This is a genomic window from Shouchella xiaoxiensis, from assembly GCF_016907895.1.
GTDB classification, from domain to species: Bacteria; Bacillota; Bacilli; order Bacillales; family Bacillaceae_D; genus Shouchella; species Shouchella xiaoxiensis.
In genome coordinates, this window is the sequence record NZ_JAFBCV010000003.1 from 324,403 (window position 1) to 343,981 (window position 19,579).

Annotated in this window: 20 protein-coding genes and 1 riboswitch; of the genes, 16 read left to right on the forward strand and 4 right to left on the reverse strand. The window is 40.1% G+C overall.

Features of this window, described 5'->3' with window-relative positions; all coding sequences use genetic code 11:
- Positions 1-18: 18 nt before the first annotated feature.
- Both lysA and JOC54_RS07175 read left to right on the forward strand, forming a co-directional pair.
- A complete protein-coding gene (lysA, locus tag JOC54_RS07170; RefSeq protein ID WP_204465358.1) occupies positions 19-1,350 on the forward strand; it encodes a diaminopimelate decarboxylase in 1,332 nt (443 codons plus the stop codon).
- 65 nt (positions 1,351-1,415) lie between these two features.
- The gene (locus JOC54_RS07175) at positions 1,416-1,850 is read left to right on the forward strand and encodes a peptidylprolyl isomerase (protein ID WP_035418397.1); all 435 of its coding nucleotides are present in this window, start codon (positions 1,416-1,418) and stop codon (positions 1,848-1,850) included.
- A 56-nt stretch (positions 1,851-1,906) separates the two neighbouring features.
- On the opposite strand, the gene JOC54_RS07180 is transcribed toward JOC54_RS07175, so the two are convergent.
- Complete coding sequence (locus tag JOC54_RS07180; RefSeq protein WP_204465359.1) at positions 1,907-2,758, reverse strand: LysR family transcriptional regulator; 852 nt, start codon at positions 2,756-2,758, stop codon at positions 1,907-1,909.
- Positions 2,759-2,873: 115 nt separating this feature from the next.
- Between JOC54_RS07180 and JOC54_RS07185 the strand changes: the two genes are divergently transcribed.
- From JOC54_RS07185 to JOC54_RS07210, 6 genes are all read left to right on the forward strand, one after another.
- Positions 2,874-3,239: a hypothetical protein gene (locus JOC54_RS07185; protein ID WP_204465360.1), complete on the forward strand. Its 366-nt coding sequence runs from the start codon at positions 2,874-2,876 to the stop codon at positions 3,237-3,239.
- A 186-nt stretch (positions 3,240-3,425) separates the two neighbouring features.
- Positions 3,426-4,544, forward strand: coding sequence for a citrate synthase (gene mmgD / locus JOC54_RS07190; protein ID WP_204465361.1), 1,119 nt, complete (start codon positions 3,426-3,428; stop codon positions 4,542-4,544).
- Positions 4,545-4,565: 21 nt separating this feature from the next.
- Positions 4,566-5,999 carry a bifunctional 2-methylcitrate dehydratase/aconitate hydratase gene (locus JOC54_RS07195; protein ID WP_204465362.1) on the forward strand — a complete coding sequence of 478 codons (1,434 nt, stop codon included), beginning with the start codon at positions 4,566-4,568 and terminating at the stop codon, positions 5,997-5,999.
- Positions 6,000-6,016: 17 nt separating this feature from the next.
- Positions 6,017-6,925 (forward strand): methylisocitrate lyase, encoded by a 909-nt coding sequence (prpB, locus tag JOC54_RS07200; protein ID WP_204465364.1) that lies wholly within the window; start codon positions 6,017-6,019, stop codon positions 6,923-6,925.
- Positions 6,926-6,984: 59 nt separating this feature from the next.
- Complete coding sequence (locus JOC54_RS07205; RefSeq protein ID WP_035418403.1) at positions 6,985-7,890, forward strand: NAD(P)-dependent oxidoreductase; 906 nt, start codon at positions 6,985-6,987, stop codon at positions 7,888-7,890.
- Entirely contained in the window at positions 7,887-9,344 is a 1,458-nt protein-coding gene (locus tag JOC54_RS07210) for a CoA-acylating methylmalonate-semialdehyde dehydrogenase (RefSeq protein WP_204465366.1), read from the forward strand. Before JOC54_RS07205 ends, JOC54_RS07210 begins: the two co-directional genes overlap by 4 nt.
- Positions 9,345-9,574: 230 nt before the next feature.
- Here the strand turns inward: JOC54_RS07210 and JOC54_RS07215 are convergent, their stop codons facing one another.
- Entirely contained in the window at positions 9,575-10,624 is a 1,050-nt protein-coding gene (locus JOC54_RS07215; RefSeq protein WP_035418405.1) for an enoyl-CoA hydratase/isomerase family protein, read from the reverse strand.
- Between the two features lie 515 nt (positions 10,625-11,139).
- A riboswitch (FMN riboswitch) is annotated at positions 11,140-11,281 on the forward strand.
- 133 nt (positions 11,282-11,414) lie between these two features.
- Between JOC54_RS07215 and ribE the strand changes: the two genes are divergently transcribed.
- From ribE to JOC54_RS07235, 4 genes are all read left to right on the forward strand, one after another.
- Positions 11,415-12,065, forward strand: coding sequence for a riboflavin synthase (ribE, locus tag JOC54_RS07220; RefSeq protein ID WP_035418406.1), 651 nt, complete (start codon positions 11,415-11,417; stop codon positions 12,063-12,065).
- 11 nt (positions 12,066-12,076) lie between these two features.
- Positions 12,077-13,270: a bifunctional 3,4-dihydroxy-2-butanone-4-phosphate synthase/GTP cyclohydrolase II gene (locus JOC54_RS07225; RefSeq protein ID WP_035418409.1), complete on the forward strand. Its 1,194-nt coding sequence runs from the start codon at positions 12,077-12,079 to the stop codon at positions 13,268-13,270.
- A gap of 13 nt (positions 13,271-13,283) precedes the next feature.
- Positions 13,284-13,754 (forward strand): 6,7-dimethyl-8-ribityllumazine synthase, encoded by a 471-nt coding sequence (gene ribH, locus JOC54_RS07230; RefSeq protein ID WP_035418410.1) that lies wholly within the window; start codon positions 13,284-13,286, stop codon positions 13,752-13,754.
- Between the two features lie 167 nt (positions 13,755-13,921).
- Positions 13,922-14,695, forward strand: coding sequence for a formate/nitrite transporter family protein (locus JOC54_RS07235; protein WP_275582690.1), 774 nt, complete (start codon positions 13,922-13,924; stop codon positions 14,693-14,695).
- A 24-nt stretch (positions 14,696-14,719) separates the two neighbouring features.
- Here the strand turns inward: JOC54_RS07235 and JOC54_RS07240 are convergent, their stop codons facing one another.
- Positions 14,720-15,196, reverse strand: a complete 477-nt coding sequence (locus JOC54_RS07240; protein ID WP_204465367.1) for a DUF309 domain-containing protein — start codon at positions 15,194-15,196, stop codon at positions 14,720-14,722.
- Between the two features lie 84 nt (positions 15,197-15,280).
- On the opposite strand from JOC54_RS07240, the gene JOC54_RS07245 reads away from it, so the two are divergent.
- From JOC54_RS07245 to JOC54_RS07260, 4 genes are all read left to right on the forward strand, one after another.
- Positions 15,281-16,048, forward strand: coding sequence for a segregation/condensation protein A (locus JOC54_RS07245; protein ID WP_204465449.1), 768 nt, complete (start codon positions 15,281-15,283; stop codon positions 16,046-16,048).
- Entirely contained in the window at positions 16,035-16,622 is a 588-nt protein-coding gene (scpB, locus tag JOC54_RS07250) for an SMC-Scp complex subunit ScpB (RefSeq protein ID WP_035418414.1), read from the forward strand. Before JOC54_RS07245 ends, scpB begins: the two co-directional genes overlap by 14 nt.
- A 3-nt stretch (positions 16,623-16,625) precedes the next feature.
- Complete coding sequence (locus tag JOC54_RS07255) at positions 16,626-17,105, forward strand: GNAT family N-acetyltransferase (protein WP_051991076.1); 480 nt, start codon at positions 16,626-16,628, stop codon at positions 17,103-17,105.
- A 99-nt stretch (positions 17,106-17,204) separates the two neighbouring features.
- Positions 17,205-18,068: a superoxide dismutase gene (locus tag JOC54_RS07260; RefSeq protein ID WP_204465368.1), complete on the forward strand. Its 864-nt coding sequence runs from the start codon at positions 17,205-17,207 to the stop codon at positions 18,066-18,068.
- A 30-nt stretch (positions 18,069-18,098) separates the two neighbouring features.
- Here JOC54_RS07260 and cls read toward each other — a convergent pair whose 3' ends face one another.
- Positions 18,099-19,559 carry a cardiolipin synthase gene (gene cls, locus JOC54_RS07265; protein ID WP_081765605.1) on the reverse strand — a complete coding sequence of 487 codons (1,461 nt, stop codon included), beginning with the start codon at positions 19,557-19,559 and terminating at the stop codon, positions 18,099-18,101.
- Positions 19,560-19,579: the final 20 nt, after the last annotated feature.

Sequence of the window (19,579 nt, forward strand, 5' to 3'; positions counted from 1 at the left end):
ATTGAAGGAGTGAGCAACGTGTTTTTTCACGGGACCATGAGAGTAAATGGAGACGGTCATTTAGAAATTGGTGGAGTTGACACGGTCAACCTAGCGACCAATTACCAAACACCTTTATTTGTGTACGACGTTGCTTTAATTAAAGAGAGAGCCGATGCATTCAAGACAGCCTTTGAGGAAGCTGGCGTAGCCCATCAAGTGGCGTATGCGAGTAAAGCCTTTAGTTGCGTAGCAATGTATCAACTTGCTCAGAACCTTGGGTTGAGTATTGATGTTGTTTCAGGTGGAGAACTACATACTGCACTAAAGGCGGGCGTTGCTCCAGAAAAAATTCATTTTCACGGTAACAATAAAAGTAAGGAAGAGCTAAATATGGCCGTCTCAGAAAAGATTGGCTGTGTAGTTGTAGATAACTTTTATGAACTTGACTTATTAGAAGAAATTGCTTCAGCGAGGCAAATAACGGTACCTGTTCTTCTGCGTCTAACTCCTGGAGTAGAAGCACATACGCATGAATTCATTACAACAGGTCAAGAAGATTCCAAATTTGGATTTGACTTAGCGAATGGACAGGCAACAATCGGATTAAAGCAAGCACTCGATAGTGACCATTTACATGTGCTTGGTGTCCACAGTCATATTGGGTCACAAATTTTTGAAACAGAGGGCTTTGTTTTAGCGATCGAAAAAGTCTTTAATTATGTCGAACAATGGAATGAAGCATTTAACTTTAAGCCACTTGTTCTGAACTTTGGCGGTGGTTTTGGCATTCGTTATGTGGAAGGGGACAAGCCTTTACAACCAAAAACGTACGTCAATGAAATTATTAAAGAGACAAAAAAACATGTTGCTCGTTTAAAGATTGATGAACCAGAGATTTGGATTGAACCAGGTAGATCCCTTGTTGGGGATGCAGGAACAACGTTGTACACGATTGGTTCAACAAAAGATATTCCGAATGTAAGACGGTACTTGTCTGTGGATGGCGGAATGAGCGACAATCTTAGACCTGCGCTATATGATGCAAAGTATGAAGGCATTTTAGCCAATCGAGCTACTGACATAGCAACAGATGAATTCGCGGTTGCGGGTAAATGTTGTGAAAGTGGAGATATGCTCGTTTGGGACTTGCCGCTGCCCGAAGTAAAGCATGGAGATTTGCTTGCAATGTTTTGTACGGGAGCCTACGGTTATTCAATGGCAAATAACTACAATCGAATTCCGAGGCCGGCAGTTGTTTTTGTCGAAAATGGCGAAACTCAGTTAGTGATTAAGCGTGAAACGTATGATGATTTAACTCGATTAGACCTGCCTTACAAAATGAAGGAAACAGTCTCATTTGAGAATTAATCTCGTTTTGTGTACAATGGGAAAAGCGTGAAAGCGCGATACTTAGTGAGAGTGAGGTTTTTAAAATGAAAAAAGGTAGCATTCAGTTTGAAAACGGAGAAAAATTGATTATTGAATTTTACGATGACGCTGCACCAGGTCATGTTGAAAATTTCGAAACACTAGCGAACAAAGGTTTCTACGATGGGTTAACATTCCATCGAGTAATCCCAGGTTTTGTTGCACAAGGTGGAGATCCTAACGGGAATGGAACTGGTGGCCCTGGTTACACAATTAAATGTGAAACAGCTGGCAACCCTCATAAACACGTTGCTGGATCTCTTTCAATGGCTCATGCAGGCAAAGATACAGGTGGAAGCCAGTTCTTCGTAGTGCATGAACCACAACCACATTTAGATGGAGTTCACACTGTTTTTGGACAAGTAGTTGAAGGACTTGACAGCGTGTATCGCATTAATCAAGGTGATGTGATGCAAGAAGTCAAGGTTTGGGAAGAATAATTGAAAATGAAGCTCAAGAAGAGGATGCTCTTCTTGAGCTTTTATTATATGATTTTTTACTTTATTGAAGGTGCTTGGTTTAGTAATGTAAGAAAGGCTTGAACTTGCGGAAGGTTCGCATACTTCATATGACAATGAACCCACGTATCACGCTCAAGGAAAGCGTCATCAACTTCAATCGGAATGAATAGACATTCCTCTGTAGAGATATCATTGGTTGCAATCTCTGGTAAAATACAGGCACCAATTCCGTTGTACATTAATTGTTTGCACGTCTCGATTTGATCGACTTTTATCGTTTGGGTCGGTGAAGGGAAGCTTGTTGTTTGAAACCATGTTTCTAATTGAGAATGAAATGCCTGATCACTTTGAAATTCAATTAATGTTTGCGTAGATGGGCTATTTTTTTTGGTGACATAATACAGTTTCTCAGAAAATAACTTCGTTAATGAATCGGTATCATCAACTTCTCCACGTAAAATGGAGAGATGAACATGATGTCTTTCTTTATACATCGCTGAACTTAATCCGGTTTGAAGGTCAATTCGAACATTTGGATACGTTTCCATATAAGAACGAAGTAATTGAGGTAAATAATATTGCGCAATGACTGAAGATACTGCTAGTGACAAGGTCCCGCGAACGGTTCCAGTTAATTCACTCAAACGATCTTGCAGTTGCCGTTCATCAGAGAGGCGCTTTTTAGAGTACGCAATTAATTCTTCACCAACAGGAGTAGGAATTAATGATTTATGTGTTCGAATAAACAAAGGTTCTCCCCATCGTTCCTCAATTTGTTTCAAGCGCTGACTAATTGCCGGTTGTGATATGTATAGATCTCGCGAAGCTCCGCGAATTGTGCCTGCTTTACTTAATGTAACAATTAAGGCATCTTCATCTAAACGCATACGATCATCCTCTTTTCCCTTAGGTGTCTACTTGTAGTGTAAATTTTTTTAGGATATTTGACAATGTGTATAACTTAAAGAAAAAGGGTAAAGCACTTAAAAGGATGTGAGAGCAATGGATGAGGGTTTAAAAAAACGAATCGATCATAATGAAATTAGTTCAGAGCCGAATTGGCGGGAGGACTCATTAACGGCTTATCAATCACTTGATAATGCGATGTATGCCGTTGTTTTTTTCTATATTGACGAAAAAGAACGTTTAGAATTAAGGATTAGAAGAGTAGCGTTTGAAAAAGAGCCAACTGGTATTGGCACCACAGATATTTACCAATGGTTATATGAAACAGGTAAGGAAATTGTCGGGCAACTAAAAGGTAGAAAAACGCTTTTAATTGAGTCCAAGGACGTTGAGAACGGCTTATTACAAGTGGACTGGACAGAATTAACGGAGTTACCTAAGGATGAAGAGGAGACGCCTTGATGGCTCTTCTTTTTTTTGAATTCTAAACTGTGAAAATGAAATGAATATTGCCGAGTCTTTTTGAATTGTGGTAATCTAAAAAGGAGAGCGAATTCTATAAGAATTTGGAGGTGTACATAAGCTTCAAAGTGAAAGCGCTTTATCTAAAGTATGCATTAGAAATTAAATCAGCAGCGGAGGGATGAAATGGCAACAGAACAAAGCTACTATCCTGGTCTTGATGGTGTAATTGCAGCAGAAACAGATTTGTCTTTTCTTGATACAGAACAAGGAGAAATTGTTATTCATGGGTACGACTTAATCGAGTTATCAAAAACAAATGGGTATTTAGACATTGTTCACTTGCTTTTAAAGGGAACATTACCTAAAGATGAAGAGCGTCAAGCTCTAGCGCAGCAACTAAGTGAGTCCTATGATATTCCTGAGGTGGTGTTAGATGTATTTAAACTACTGCCTACATCCACTCACCCAATGGATGCTTTAAGAACGGGAATCTCTGTTTTAGGTGGATTTGATCATGATTTAGGTAATCGAAATCCAGAAGCAAATCGACAAAGAGGGTACCAATTGCTCGCCAAACTACCAACGATTGTAGCGAATAGTTATCGTATCCTTGAAGGTAAAGAAGTCTTACGTCCAAAAGAAACGCTTTCTTACAGTGCTAATTTTCTTTATATGATTACCGGCAAGGAACCATCAGCTCTAGAAGAGCGCGTATTCGATCAATCGCTCGTACTCTATTCTGAACATGAAATGCCAAATTCGACTTTCACTGCTCGAGTGATTGCCTCGACATTATCAGATATGTATGGCGCGTTGACCGGTGCTGTTGCCTCATTAAAAGGGCATTTACATGGAGGTGCAAATGAAGCGGTAATGTATATGCTGCTTGATGCAAATACGCCTGAAGAGTTTGAAACCTTACTTGCTAATAAATTAAAACAAAAAGAAAAAATCATGGGATTTGGTCATCGCGTCTATATGAAAAAAATGGACCCGCGCGCCTTAATTATGAAAGAAGCATTAGCTGAACTATCTGAGGCAGCTGGTGATGATCGATTGCTACGCATGTGTGAAGCTGGTGAAGCCCTTATTCAAAGAGAAAAAGGACTCTACCCAAATCTAGATTACTATGCAGCTCCTGTTTATTGGATGCTTGGTATACCCATCGGTTTATACACACCGATCTTCTTTTCTTCAAGAACAGTTGGATTAAGCGCCCATGTAATTGAACAGCATGAAAACAATAAATTATTTAGACCTCGTGTGAGATATACAGGTCCTAGACATACACAAAAATCATAACGAGTTGATGGAGGAATTGAAATGTTGAAAACGGATACAAGACAAACGGATCAATTACTAGAAGAAATTGCCGATTATGTTCTGGAAAAAGAAATTACCAGTGAAGAAGCGATGACAACGGCTGCGCATGTCTTAATTGATACACTTGGCTGTGGAATATTAGCATTACGCTACCCGGAATGTACAAAAATGCTCGGACCAGTTGTGCCAGGTACAGTTGTTCCAAATGGTAGCAAAGTTCCAGGTACATCCTATGTGCTTGATCCTGTCCGTGGGGCATTTAATATTGGAACAATGATTCGGTGGTTGGATTACAACGATACGTGGTTAGCAGCTGAATGGGGTCATCCATCAGACAACTTAGGTGGTATTTTAGCAACGGCTGATTACTTAAGCCGCAAAAACATCTCAGAAGGAAAAGCTCCTTTAACCATTAAAGATGTATTAACGGCAATGGTTAAAGCGCATGAAATTCAAGGTGTGTTGGCTTTAGACAATAGCTTCAACCGAGTTGGTTTAGACCATGTGCTCCTTGTAAAAGTTGCTTCAACCGCAGTAGTAGCAGGTATGCTTGGTGGCACTCGTGACGAAATTATTAATGCCGTATCTCATGCCTGGATAGACAATTCGGCATTGCGCACTTATCGTCATGCACCGAACACAGGGTCAAGAAAATCATGGGCTGCTGGTGATGCGACAAGTAGAGCAGTATTTTTAGCCATGACAGCACTAAAAGGTGAAATGGGCTACAAAACAGCGATGACAGCACCAGGTTGGGGCTTTCAAGATGTGTTATTTAATAAAAAAGAAGTGACGCTTGCGCGTGAACTTGATGCCTACGTCATGGAAAACATTCTTTTTAAAGTTTCTTATCCTGCAGAATTCCATGCACAAACGGCAGCTGAGTGTGCTGTAACATTGCATGAATCAATCATTGATCGTCTTGATGAGATTGATCGCATTGAACTAACAACGCATGAGTCAGCCATTCGCATTATTGATAAAAAAGGACCTCTTTACAATCCAGCAGATCGAGATCACTGCTTACAGTACATCACTGCTATAGGTCTTTTAAAAGGCGATATTGTAGCTGATGATTATGAAGATGAAATGGCTAATGATCCTCGAGTTGATCGACTGCGAGATGCAATGGTTGTTAGCGAAAATGAGCAGTATACAAAAGATTATCTTGATCCGAACAAGCGCTCAATCGCCAATGCGGTTCAAATTTTCTTCAAAGACGGCTCCTCAACAGACAAAGTAGAAGTTGAGTATCCGCTTGGTCATCGTTTCCGTCGAGAAGAAGCAGTCCCTGCGATTCAAGAGAAATTCGCCGCCAATATTGCAATCCATTACGCAGCAAAACAAGAGAAGGCGATTTTAGATACAACATCTGATTATAAGAAGCTTGAACAGCTAAGCGTTCCAGCGTTTACTGACTTGTTCTCGCTTTAAAAAAGGAGGGAAACCATATGCCATGGATTGTAAATGAAGCATTGTCACAAGAAGAATTGGCGCAATCATTTCAAGCAATGATGCTTGAAAAAGGCATTTTGCAAATTCCAGGTGCACATGATGCAATGGCTGGACTAGTTGCCAAGCAATCGGGTTTTAAGAGTCTTTATTTATCTGGAGCAGCGTTTACAGCAAGCCTCGGTCTTCCTGATCTAGGTATTGTAAATTCACTTGAAGTGGCTGGGAGAGCGCGGGAAATTATCCGCGCGACCAATCTGCCTTTGCTTGTCGACATTGATACTGGTTTTGGCGGCGTGATGAATGTAGCACGTACTGCTGTTGAAATGGTTGAGGCAAGAGTGGCGGCTGTACAGATTGAAGATCAAGATTTACCGAAGAAATGTGGACATTTAAATGGGAAAAAACTGGTTTCAACGGATGAAATGGTCCAAAAAATTACGGCTTTAAAAAAAGCTGCACCTTCACTAATTGTCGTAGCTCGAACAGATGCACGAGGCGTTGAAGGATTAAATGAGGCAATTGCAAGAGCAAATGCGTATGTAGAAGCAGGAGCCGATGCCATTTTTCCAGAAGCTTTGCAGGGTGAAGAAGAATTTAAGGCGTTCTCCGATGCGGTTGATGTGCCACTTCTCGCCAATATGACGGAGTTTGGAAAAACACCTTATTACCATGCTTCTGAATTCGAACAAATGGGCTATGACATGGTCATTTATCCTGTTACCTCTCTTCGAGTAGCAGCCAAAGCTTATGAACGCGTGTTCCAAGATATTTTAGAAAACGGGACACAAAAAGGAAGTTTGGAGCAGATGCAAAAAAGAAGCGAGCTCTATCAAACAATCTCTTATGATGAATTTGAAGCGCTTGATCAATCTGTTGCAAAAACAGTACTAACAAAAAATCAGTAGATCTATTCAACGATCCTGCGCATATCCTGCGCAGGATCTTCAACAAAAGGAGGTAGCGTATGAAGATTGGTTTTATTGGACTTGGGAATATGGGTAAGCCGATGGCATTAAACTTAATTAAGTCAGGCTACGAGTTAACTGGGTTTGATATTCAGAGATCATCAACCGATGTCATTGTTGAAGCTGGTGGTAAGCGGGCTGACACAATAGATGAAGTCATCTTAGCTGCAGAACTCATTTTAACGAGCCTACCTTCATCTGAAGCTTGTGAGCAGGTCTACCTTGGTGAAAATGGACTTCTTGCAAAAGTGCCACAAGACGTAATTTTAGTTGATACGAGTACTGTTGCTCCGGATCTTGAAAATCGAATTGGCGCAGAAGCGGATAAAAAAGACATTTCTTTTCTTGCTGCTCCGGTAAGTGGCGGTGTTGTTGGAGCCGAGAATCGAACATTAACGTTCATGGTTGGAGGACCTAAAGAAATCTTGGAACTCGTTCAACCTCATCTAGCAATTATGGGCAGCAACATTTTTCACATTAGTGAACAATATGATAGTGGCACAAATGCTAAGCTTATTAATAACTTATTAATTGGCTTTTATACAGCAGGAGTCGCTGAAGCGCTTACATTAGCGGAGAAGAGTGGTCTCAACCTCGATTTTCTCTATAATGTATTAAACGTCAGCTATGGACAGAGTCGAATTTATGAGCGAAATTACAAATCGTTTATGGCAAAAAATGATTATGAACCAGGCTTTTCTTTGAAATTACTTAATAAAGATTTGAGATTTGCAATGGAGCTCGCTGAAGGGCATGGGATTCAGCTGCCAATTAGTCAAGCTCTTGTCGATTTGTACGCAGACGCTGAACGTGCAGGGCTAGGTGATAAAGATATGTCTGTATTAGTTAAACGAATTGGAGAACAAACCATTACGTTTAAACCAGAAGGGACGTACGATAAATGACAACAACAACAAAAGTAGTGAAAAACTGGATCAACGGTGCATGGATTGATTCGTCAGCTAGTGAAACCGAAACAGTACCAAACCCAGCAACAGGAGAAACGATTGCATTGGTACCATTATCAACGAAAGAGGATGTAAATACTGCTGTTATTGCGGCGAAACGAGCGTATGAATCGTGGAAAACAGTACCGGTTCCCGAGCGAAGCCGCTATATGTTTTCGTACTTAGAGAAATTAAAAACCCATCGTGAGGAGCTCGCTCAGCTATTAACGCAGGAAAATGGCAAGACGATTAAAGACGCGCGCGGAGAAGTACAGCGTGGAATCGAATGTGTGGAGCTTGCGACCTCAACACCATCAATGATGATGGGAGATGCTCTCCCGAATATTGCTGGCGGAATTGATGGCTCAATATGGCGCTATCCACTAGGAGTAGTTGCTGGTATTACGCCATTTAATTTCCCGATGATGGTCCCACTCTGGATGTTCCCACTGGCAATTGCTGCCGGTAATACGTTTGTGTTAAAAACATCAGAACGTACGCCTCTGCTTGCTGAGCGCTTAGTTGAGTTAATGCATGACACTGGTTTGCCAGATGGAGTGCTTAACTTAGTAAATGGTGGTAAGGATGTCGTTAATGGTTTACTTGAACATCCGGATGTTCAGGCAATTTCCTTTGTTGGCTCAGAGCCGGTTGCACGCCATGTTTATCAAACAGGCACAGCTCATGGCAAACGTGTTCAAGCGCTAGCAGGTGCAAAGAATCATGCTGTTGTCCTTGCGGATTGTGAAATGGAAAAAACCGTTCAAGGTGTAATTGGTGCTGCCTTTGCATCAAGTGGAGAGCGCTGCATGGCTTGTTCAGTTGTAGCTGTTGAAGAATCCTGTGCGGACGAATTTTTAGAAGTATTAACAAATGAAACACGTAAGTTAACTGTTGGAAACGGAATAAACGATGATCACTTCGTCGGACCCCTTATCCGACAATCGCATAAGGATCGCGTCGTTAAATACATTGAAGCTGGGGTCGAGCAGGGAGCCGAACTGCTTATTGATGGTAGAAATCCAGACGTAACTGAAGACGGCTACTATTTAGGTGCAACCTTGTTTGATCAAGTAACACCTGAAATGACTATTTGGCAAGAAGAACTCTTTGCACCAGTACTTAGTGTGGTGCGTATTAAAGACTTGGACGAAGGGATCGCTTTAACGAACTCTTCACGTTTTGCTAATGGAGCTGTAATCTATACATCTAGTGGCAAAGCTGCGCAATACTTTAGAAATTCAATCGATGCGGGAATGATAGGTGTAAACGTCAATGTCCCCGCACCAATGGCTTTCTTCTCATTCGCGGGAAATAAAGCGTCGTTCTTTGGTGATTTAGGGACAAATGGAAAAGATGGGATTCAGTTTTACACACGTAAAAAAGTCGTAACGGAACGCTGGTTTAACTAAAAGCAGCTGTCACACAAAGCACCGAATGAAAAAATGCGAAAGGATGATCAATCATCCTTTCGCATTTTTAATTGACGCGTGCTTAAAACAAAAAGACACGATTGCTAACATGGTTGGCACTAAAAAGTTAATCCTCTATTTGATGTATTAAACAACGCTTTACTTGATTGGTCAATCGCAAAGAAGGCTGTCCCATCATAACTACCTTGTGGGATAGCCTTCTTTCATGATTATAGTTCACGAAAGAATGAAAGTGCCAAATCATCGGGTACGTCTTCAATTGATTTGTATTGATAGGCAGGTTCACGTGTTTTATCAATTAGCACCGAACGAACCCCTTCGTAAAAATCTTCACACTGGAGAAAGTGCATTGCAAGGATTTTATCTGTCTCATAGGTTTCTTCAAGTGTTGAGGACTGTGACTGTTTTAAATGAGCCAACGTTACTTTTAATGACAAAGGTGATTTCTTCCGGAGCAATTGCGCTGTATCTCTTGCAAACTCGTCTTTTTCTGCTTCAAGTGAAGCAATTATCAAATCAATTGTCTTATTAGAGAAGTGATGATCAATTTTTTGTTGAAGAGCAGCGAGTTCACTAGCAGGTGGTTCTTGAATAAAGGCTTGTAAAAACAAATGAACAGACTGATTACGGTTTTCATTGTCTGCTAGCCAATTATGGCTTAAAAACTGATCTCTTAAAGTAGAAAATGATTCACTGGGAATAAAATAGTCGGCGCATCCCATAAAAATAGCATCTGCACCAGTTAAAGTTGTTGCCGTTAAGGCTGCATATCTCCCAGTATATCCTGGTGTTTGGCTAAGAAAATAACAGGCACCTACATCAGGAAAGAAGCCTATATTCATTTCAGGCATGGCCCACTTCGTTTTCTCAGTAACAACTCGATGACTTGCACCATAAGACAAGCCAACACCACCGCCCATGACAATGCCGTCCATTAAAACGAGGATAGGTTTTGGATATGTAGCAATTAATAAATCTAATTCATACTCTATGTTGAAAAATTGTTTCGCTTCTTGAAAGCCATTTTCACGTTCTCGTGTTTGATAGAGTGATTTTATATCTCCACCCGCACAAAAAGCTCGTTCTCCTGCACCTTCGAGCAGAATAACTTGAATAGCATCCTCATTTTTCCATTTCTTTAATAATTGAAGCATGTGAGTGACCATGTCATAAGATAGTGAATTAAGTGCTTTTTCTCTTGCTAGAGTTATAATTCCTACACCTTGATCATTTGTTTCGAACTGAAGATTTTCTGTCATTCGATTCACCTCATCAGCATACTAGTAATCGCTTTCTTTTTTATTTTGACGTATTTCCTACGAAAATGCAAAATGTTTCTACTTGAAATAAGGAATGGTTTTCGATATAATGAATTCTTAATCGAAAGTAGACTTCTTTTTTCTGCCTCAAGGAATTATTTCCTTTAACCACAGAACGATCCTCACTTACAATAAAACGTCCCTAAACGTTAAGCAGGAAGAAGACTTTTTGTCGATGCAATTCACACTGGCACGGCTTCGGAGCCGTAAGGACGAATGAGAGGTAGGGCTTTCGTTGTCTTGTAAACAAGAAATTCCATAGAGTTTGCTTTCGCATCTCTCTTCTAACGGAACAAGAAGAATCTTATAAGAGAAACCACCTTTCTAATTCAATTAGGAAGGTTTTTTAATTGGTTAAAACGATTAAGACAATTGAACTGTAGCTAAAGTTAATTACTTGCAATCTCACAATCTCAATGATAGGCTATACATAATCAATACAATTAACTGAATACAAAAAACTTCGGGGCCGGGTGTAATTCCCGACCGGCGGTGATAAAGGGAAACCTTTTTAGTCCGTGACCCGCAACCTTTGTTGCGGTGGATCTGGTGTAAATCCAGAGCCGACAGTTAAAGTCTGGATGGGAGAAGTTGTGAACACATTTTTAAAACGATTACAGTTTTAATTATTTGTGTTGCGAAAAAACGTGGAAATACGACGTTTATTTAGTCTACCCTGAAGCCTTAATTGACTTCAGGTTTTTTGTGTTCCTTCGTGGAGAGTGAAGATATGTTTACAGGAATTGTAGAGGAAAAAGGAACATTGGCTGTTATTAAACAAAACGGGCAGTCTCTTACGCTTAAAGTAAATGCTTCACACGTTTTAACAGATGTAGCAAATGGGGACAGTCTTTCTGTTAATGGGGTATGTTTAACCGTCACGTCATTTTCAAGAACCGATTTCGAAGTTGACGTGATGCCAGAGACCTTCGAAGCAACCACTTTAAAAGATTTAAAGCGTGGTTCAGAGGTAAATTTAGAACGAGCAATGGCAGCCCATTCAAGATTTGGAGGTCATATCGTTTCTGGTCATATTGATGGGGTTGGCACCATTCGAAGACGTGAAAAAAGGGAGAACGCGGTTTATTTTGATATTGAAGCAACGAAGGATATCTTACGCTTTATTGTGCAAAAAGGGTCTGTTGCAATAGACGGTATTAGTTTGACGGTATTTTCCGTTTCAGATGACACTTTTACGATTTCACTTATCCCACATACGCTTCAGGAGACTGTTATGGGCTCAAAAGTTAGTGGAGATCAAGTAAATATAGAGTGCGACATGATTGGCAAATACGTAGAGAAAATGCTGCAGCCTCAACAACAAGAGGCAAAGTCTTCTACGAGCTTAACGCAGTTATTACAAGAAAATGGATTTTATTAGGAGTGATGGCGATGTTTGATTCAATTGAAGAAGCAATTGAAGTCCTAAAGACGGGTGGGACGATCATCGTCTGTGATGATGAAGATAGAGAAAATGAAGGTGATTTCCTCGCTTTAGCAGAGTTCACCACAGCGCAAACAATTAATTTCATGGCAACTCATGCCAGAGGATTAATCTGTGCCCCGGTGACGGAGGAGAGGGCTGAAGAGCTCAAGCTAAATCAGATGGTTAGTCAAAACACAGATTCACATGGAACAGCTTTTACGGTTAGTGTTGATCATCTGTCAACGACAACGGGTATTTCGGCACATGAGCGAGCGCTAACGGTTAGAGCGTTGGTTGATGATTCTGTTTCAGCAGCTGACTTTAAACGCCCAGGTCACATTTTTCCGCTTGTTGCTAAACGCGGGGGCGTATTAAAGCGAACTGGACACACAGAGGCGGCTGTTGATTTTGCGATGCTTGCTGGGGCAAAACCAGCTGGCGTTATATGTGAAGTAATGAATGAAGATGGCTCAATGGCGCGCGTTCCCGAACTTCGTCAAATAGCAGATCAACATAGCTTGCCGATGGTCACCATAAAAGATTTAATTGCATACCGTCGTAAAACAGAAAGCTTTATTACTCGTGAAACAGATATTCATATGCCAACTAAATATGGTGAGTTTAAAGCAATCGGTTACACGAATTCACTTGATGATAAAGAAAGCGTTGCGTTAATAAAAGGAGATCTCACAACTGATGAACCGGTACTTGTTCGAGTTCATTCTGAATGTTTAACGGGGGATGTTTTTGGGTCAAAGCGCTGTGATTGTGGTCCTCAACTTCATGCGGCTTTAAGACAAATTGAAGAAGCTGGTCGTGGAATGTTGCTTTATATGAAACAAGAGGGCCGAGGAATCGGGTTAATTAACAAGTTAAAAGCATACAAACTGCAAGAAGAAGGTTTTGACACAGTAGAGGCAAATGAGAAGCTTGGATTTCCAGCAGATCTAAGAGATTACGGAATTGGCGCTCAGATTTTACGAGATCTAGGGGTTAAAGAGATGAAGCTGATGACGAATAATCCAAGGAAGATAGCTGGGCTTGAAGGATATGGATTATCCATCGTCGAGCGCGTTCCACTACAGCTTGAAGCTTTGGACGAGAATACAAACTATTTGCATACAAAAAAAGAAAAATTAGGTCATATGCTTAATTTATAGGGGGATAAAAAGAATGGGACACACATACGAAGGCCATTTAGTTGCAACAGGGTTAAAAGTAGGGATTGTAGTTGGTAGATTTAATGATTTTATTACGAGCAAATTATTAGAGGGTGCAAAAGATGCCCTTCATCGACATGGGATGGAAGAAAGCGATGTGGATGTGGCTTGGGTTCCGGGAGCTTTTGAAATCCCATTTGCAGCTAAGAAGATGGCACAATCAAATAAATACGATGCGGTCATTACGCTAGGAACGGTTATTCGTGGATCTACACCTCATTTTGATTATGTATGCAGTGAAGTAGCCAAAGGCGTTTCTTCAATCAGTTTAAATCAAGATATTCCTGTTATATTTGGTGTCTTAACGACTGATTCCATTGAACAAGCGATAGAGCGTGCTGGAACAAAAGCAGGAAATAAAGGGTGGGAAGCAGCAACTGCAGCAATTGAAATGAGTCGATTAAATCAAGCATTCACAAAGTAATGGATTGAATTCTCTCGCCGTAGCGAGAGAATTTTTTTATGTAATATCTGGTTTACGAAAATTGTCACATGATAGGATTGTTTATCGATAACTTTAAGCTACAATAAAGAATGGTCATCATAGAGAGAAAGTAGGGGAGAGTTATCTATAGAGATACGTTAAATGCGCTGAGTGACCTAGCTTTAAAGAAAAAGAAATTGTTAGGTGCAAGTAAATCAGCGTTTTTATTTTCAGCAATGCTTGCAGGTGCCTACGTTGGCATCGCCGTTGTACTTGTTTATATTATTGGAGATCCAATTGTTCAAAGCTTTCCTGCGCTAACACCATTAGTTATGGGTTTAGCTTTTGGAGTTGCTTTGCTACTTGTTATATATGCGGGTTCTGATTTATTTACAGGAAGTGTATTGTATTATACCATTTCTACTTTAAATAAAAAGACAACGATAAAAGATACGTTAGTGAACTGGAGCTGGACATACGGAGGCAACCTCTTAGGTGCTTTGTTTATTGCCATTCTTATTTATTTAGCAGGTATTTTTAATGGGATCACTGAAAATCATTATTTATTTTATATGGCTGAAGAGAAAATGACCGGCGGGGCAATGGAACTATTTTTCAAAGGTATTTTTTGTAACTGGCTTGTTTGTTTAGCGATTTGGACACCAATGCGCTTAAAAAATGAGATGGCAAAATTGTTTGTTGTTTTTATCATTATTTTTGCTTTCTTTGCATCTGGTTATGAACATAGTGTTGCTAACATGGGATTGTTTCATTTAGCACTCTTGCACAATCCAGGAATTGAAACGATTTCGATGGCAGGCTATTTTGCTAATATGATTCCTGTGACGGTAGGTAATATTATTGGTGGAAGTGTATTTGTCGGAATGGCCTATTATTATATTTCAAAGAAAAGTGAACTTGATTCACTAACAAATGATTAATAGCAGAAGAGGAAGAGTGAGAAATCATTCTTCCTCTTCAATTTTAGGTTTTTGATGTCTAAGAATGTGCTTGTGAATGATGTTAGGGTTTTTTAGAGGACTTTGTGATTTCCACCTATCTCCTGCTCTTACTTGGCATAGTTTAATTAAGTGCGAATCGGTCAATGGCAGATCATAATCGCTAAAAGGCTCATCCAAATTCTTTAAGCGAATGTGAAGATCAATTAATAGCTTTGAAGTATTTATTCCTAGATGTTCAAGTTGAACGTGTTCTAGCGGAATTCTCTTTAAAAGACGATTGAGCAGAATATGTGCACCTTTTTTGTTTCCACGCCTCTCGTGATAGAGAGCGACTGCGAGTTGAATGAGCGTGACCCAATAAGAATGACGATGGTCTGCCGCTCTCTTTTTCCATTCTGTTTCTAAGACCTCGTGACATTCAAAATAATCTCGTTCTGCGTGGAAAAAGTATAAGTAATCTAAGTAGGCTTGAGCGTACATAAAATCGTCTCCTTCGTATTTGCTGAAGACAGCTTCGTCGTAATGGTTTATGGTATAATCGGTACAAGAAATGATGGTGAAATAATGACACATACATATAATGTAAGAACAGATTCATTTGAAGGGCCGCTGGATTTGCTGCTTCACTTAATCTCTCAGGCGGAAGTTGACATTTATGATATTCCTGTTGCCATTATAACAGATCAATATTTACAATATATTCATGCGATGCAGGAATTTGAATTAGATGTAGCAAGCGAGTACTTAGTGATGGCCGCGACATTGCTACAAATAAAAAGTCAAATGCTATTACCAAAGCCAGATGAATTATTTGAGCAGGAAGAAGATTGGCTTGAAGAGGACCCGCGTGATGAACTAGTGGAACAATTAATTGAATACAAAGCATTTAAAGAAGCTGCCATTCATCTAAAAGAAAAAGAAGCGTCTAGAAGCTTACTTCATACACGTCCACCTGATGATTTAGATGGGTTCTTAACGGATGAAGAAGAACGTAAGCTACAAGTGAAGAACGTCAGTTTATTAGATATGTTAGGTGCTTTTCAGAAGATGATGCAGCGGAATGCTTGGAATGCACCGAAGATGAAAACGATTCAAACAGATGAACAATCGGTTGAAGTCCGAATGAATGAATTGCTTGATCAACTTGAACAGACAGCGGGCCGGTCAAGCTTTGAAAAGTTGATAATAGGAGGTAATCGTTCACAAATGATTGTGACGTTTTTAGCTGTGCTTGAGCTAATAAAAACGCGGGCCATTCACTGTGTACAAGAAACAAGTTTTGAAGACATTGAGATTTTTATATGGGACGGGGATAGGCATGGACCAAAGTAAGCTAGCAAAAGCAGAGGGCTTGCTTTTTATTTCTGGTGATGAAGGAATCTCACCAGCTGAGATCGCGGCTTTAATTGAAGTAGAGGAATCAGAAGTTATTGAAATACTGAATGAGTTGAAAGAGCGTATGCTTGCTGAAGATCGTGGCATTCAACTAACGAGGCTCGCTAATCGATTTCGATTGACAACAAAAGAAGTGCATGCTGATATGTATAAGGAGCTCGCTTCATCTCCTATTCACGGGGGACTATCAAGGGCTGCGCTGGAAACTTTAGCGATTGTCGCTTATAAACAACCGATTACACGAGTTGAAATTGAAGAAGTACGAGGTGTAAAAGCGGAAAAGGCGCTTCAATCTCTTGTTGCAAAATTATTAATTGAAGAATGTGGGCGCGTCTCTGGAAGTGGTCGGGCTATTTTATATGGAACTACGTCTTACTTCCTCGATCACTTCGGGTTGGAAAACCTTGATGAATTGCCTAAACTAGCAGAACTAGATCTTTCGCAAGATACGGATGAAGAAACGGACCTATTTTTTGAGAAGTTAAGCACAGAATCTGAAGGAGATTTATAAGAAATGACTGACAAGGCGTTATACAGATGTACACCGATGACTCAGGAAGCAGCAGCTTGTATTTGTAAATGGGTATATGCTCCTCCTTATCAGATGTATTCGCTAGATTGTAGTAAAGAAACGCTTGAAGAGTTATTAGACGGTTCTTATCACGCAATTTATTTACAAGATGAATTGATTGGTTTTTATTGTACTGGTTTGGCTGCGCAGGTTCCGAGCGGCAGAGCTTCAGGACATTATCACAAGAAAATGGTCGACGTTGGCCTAGGAATGAAGCCAAATCGAACAGGTCAGCACCAAGGTTATCCATTCGTTTCATTTATTCTAGCCAAGGTAAGGGAGCAAGAAGAAGTTGCTGAATTAAGGCTGACTGTTGCCAACTGGAATAAAAGAGCAATCACTCTTTATAAACAATTTAAGTTTGAAGAACAGATTCAATTTTCAACAAAAGATACAACCTTTATCATTATGGAAACCTGCTAATAAGCAGGTTTTTTTGTTTATAAGGAGTTGTTTATAGACACGTGCCCAAGCAAGTGTGCATATAGCTGAACTGAATGCAGTATAAAAGGGGCTGGATAAATGAGAACCCATCAGGAAGCAGTGCAAGAGTGGAAAACGGAATTAGAACGTTTATGGAAAGAACAGCAAAAAGAAGTTGTAATGGCGGTTGGTGAGGAACAGACAAGGGGGTTCCGCCAATCATTGGAACGTCTTAATGAAGCGTTAATTCGAAATCAAGATGACGTAGATCTGCATGCATCAAATGCGTACAACTCATGGGTTGATTTAGCTAACGAACGAGAGCACCGTAAGTTACGATCAACAGCTGGATTGCATCAATTACCAGAGCTCCCTTATGCTTATGATGCGTTGGAGCCTTATATTGATGAGAAGACTATGCGTATTCATCACGATAAACACCATTTAAGTTATGTGGAAGGATTAAATAAAGCGGAAAAAGAAATGGAGAAAGCGCGTAATACAAAGGCCTATGAGCTTCTAAAACATTGGGAACGAGAAGCGTCTTTTCATGGGGCTGGTCACTATTTGCACACGTTGTTTTGGTTCACAATGACGCCAAATGGCGGAGGAAGACCGAAAGGAAGCTTATTGCAGCAGCTAGTGCTTGATTTTGGCTCATTCGAGCAAATGAAAGAGCATTTCTCTAAAGCGGCAGAGCAGGTTGAAGGCGGAGGCTGGGCATTGCTTGTATGGGCACCAAGAGCACATAAATTAGAAATCTTACAAGCGGAAAAACATCAAAACCTTTCTCAGCAAGATCAAATTCCATTAGTTGCAATTGACGTCTGGGAACATGCCTATTATCTAAAGCATCAAAATGAAAGGAAGAACTACATTCAAGCTTGGTGGAATGTCGTTAATTGGGCTCAGGTAGAGAAACGGTTTAATGACGCCATGAAGCTAAAATGGGAAAAGTATTAAAAAAACGCGCTAGGCGCGTTTTTTTAATACTTAAAGAATAGGTGAGAGCAGTCGCGAAATGGACTCTTTGAATCGTATACGTTTACTCCTATTTTCATATAATTCTGGAGTGAGCAACGTCGAGACGGCAATGTCCTCATTAAAATCGTTAATGAGCTGCTGGGCAATCTTTGGATCGTAAATAAATGCATTGACTTCAAAATTAAGTTTAAAGCTTCGTTGATCAATATTTGCTGTGCCGACGGAGCAAACTTCCTCATCAACAATTAAAACTTTATTATGAATAAAACCATTCTCATAAATATAAACGGTAGCGCCTGTTTTCAACATCTCCCCAATGTGTGAAGTAGTAGCCCAGTAAACAAACATGTGGTCCGGCTTATTTGGAATCATTATTTTTACTTCAATTCCAGTTTGAGAGGCTACTTGTAGAGCATCTAGTAGCGTTTGATCAGGAATAAAATAAGGCGTTTGAATTAAGATCGATTTTTTTGCATCCATGATCATTTTTAGATAACCGTTTTTTATTTGCTCGAATTCAGAGTCAGGTCCACTCGAAACAATTTGAATGGGTGATTCGCCCCGTGCTTCAACTTCAGGAAAATAACGACTATGGTACGAAATATGGTACTCTTTGGCAGCTTGGTTCCAATCAAGAATGAAACGAGTTTGAATCGCGGCAAGGGCAGGACCTTCAATCCGTAAATGGGTGTCACGCCAATAACCAAACTTTTTTTTCTTACCAAGGTACTCATCACCAACATTAAACCCACCAATGTAGCCACATTTGCCATCGATGTTAACAAGCTTGCGGTGATTCCTGAAATTTAAGCGAAGATTGACGATCGTAAACCGAGAAGGGAAGAAGATACCAATTTCACCACCGGCGGCTCGAAAATCTTTTAAATAACGCTTTCTTAGAGAGCGGGAGCCTAGGTCATCATACAATAAGCGGACTTTTACGCCTTGTTTTGCTTTTTCTGTTAAAGCATCAATGATCTTCTTTCCAATCCCATCGTAGCGGAAAATGTAATACTGGATATGGATAAAGGTTTCCGCTCGGTTGATATCGTCTAAAAGCTTGGAAAACTTTTCTTCACCATCCGTGTAAATATCAATCTGATTTTGCTTCGTTAAAATGGCATCATTGTTCATTAAGTGCATGTAGATTAAATCACGATTCTCGTCAACGGTTTTGCTGTTAAAGCGAAAGGAGGGATCGAGTAAATCATTTTGCTGATCTTTAATTAAATGATCCAACCCAACCTTTTTGATGCCTTCCCATTGAAACATTTTTCTACGAGTTAATGTTTGACCGAGTAAGATATAAATAATAAAGCCAACTAACGGGATAAAAAATAAAATAAGCAGCCATGCCCATGTTGCCTGCGCGTCCTTACGTTCAATAAAAATCAAAATAGCAGCCAGCAGTAAGTTTACAATAAGGAGTGCGGCAAATAAGTACGATGGCATTGCAAATTCAATCATCATGTCATCAACCTGCTACTTTC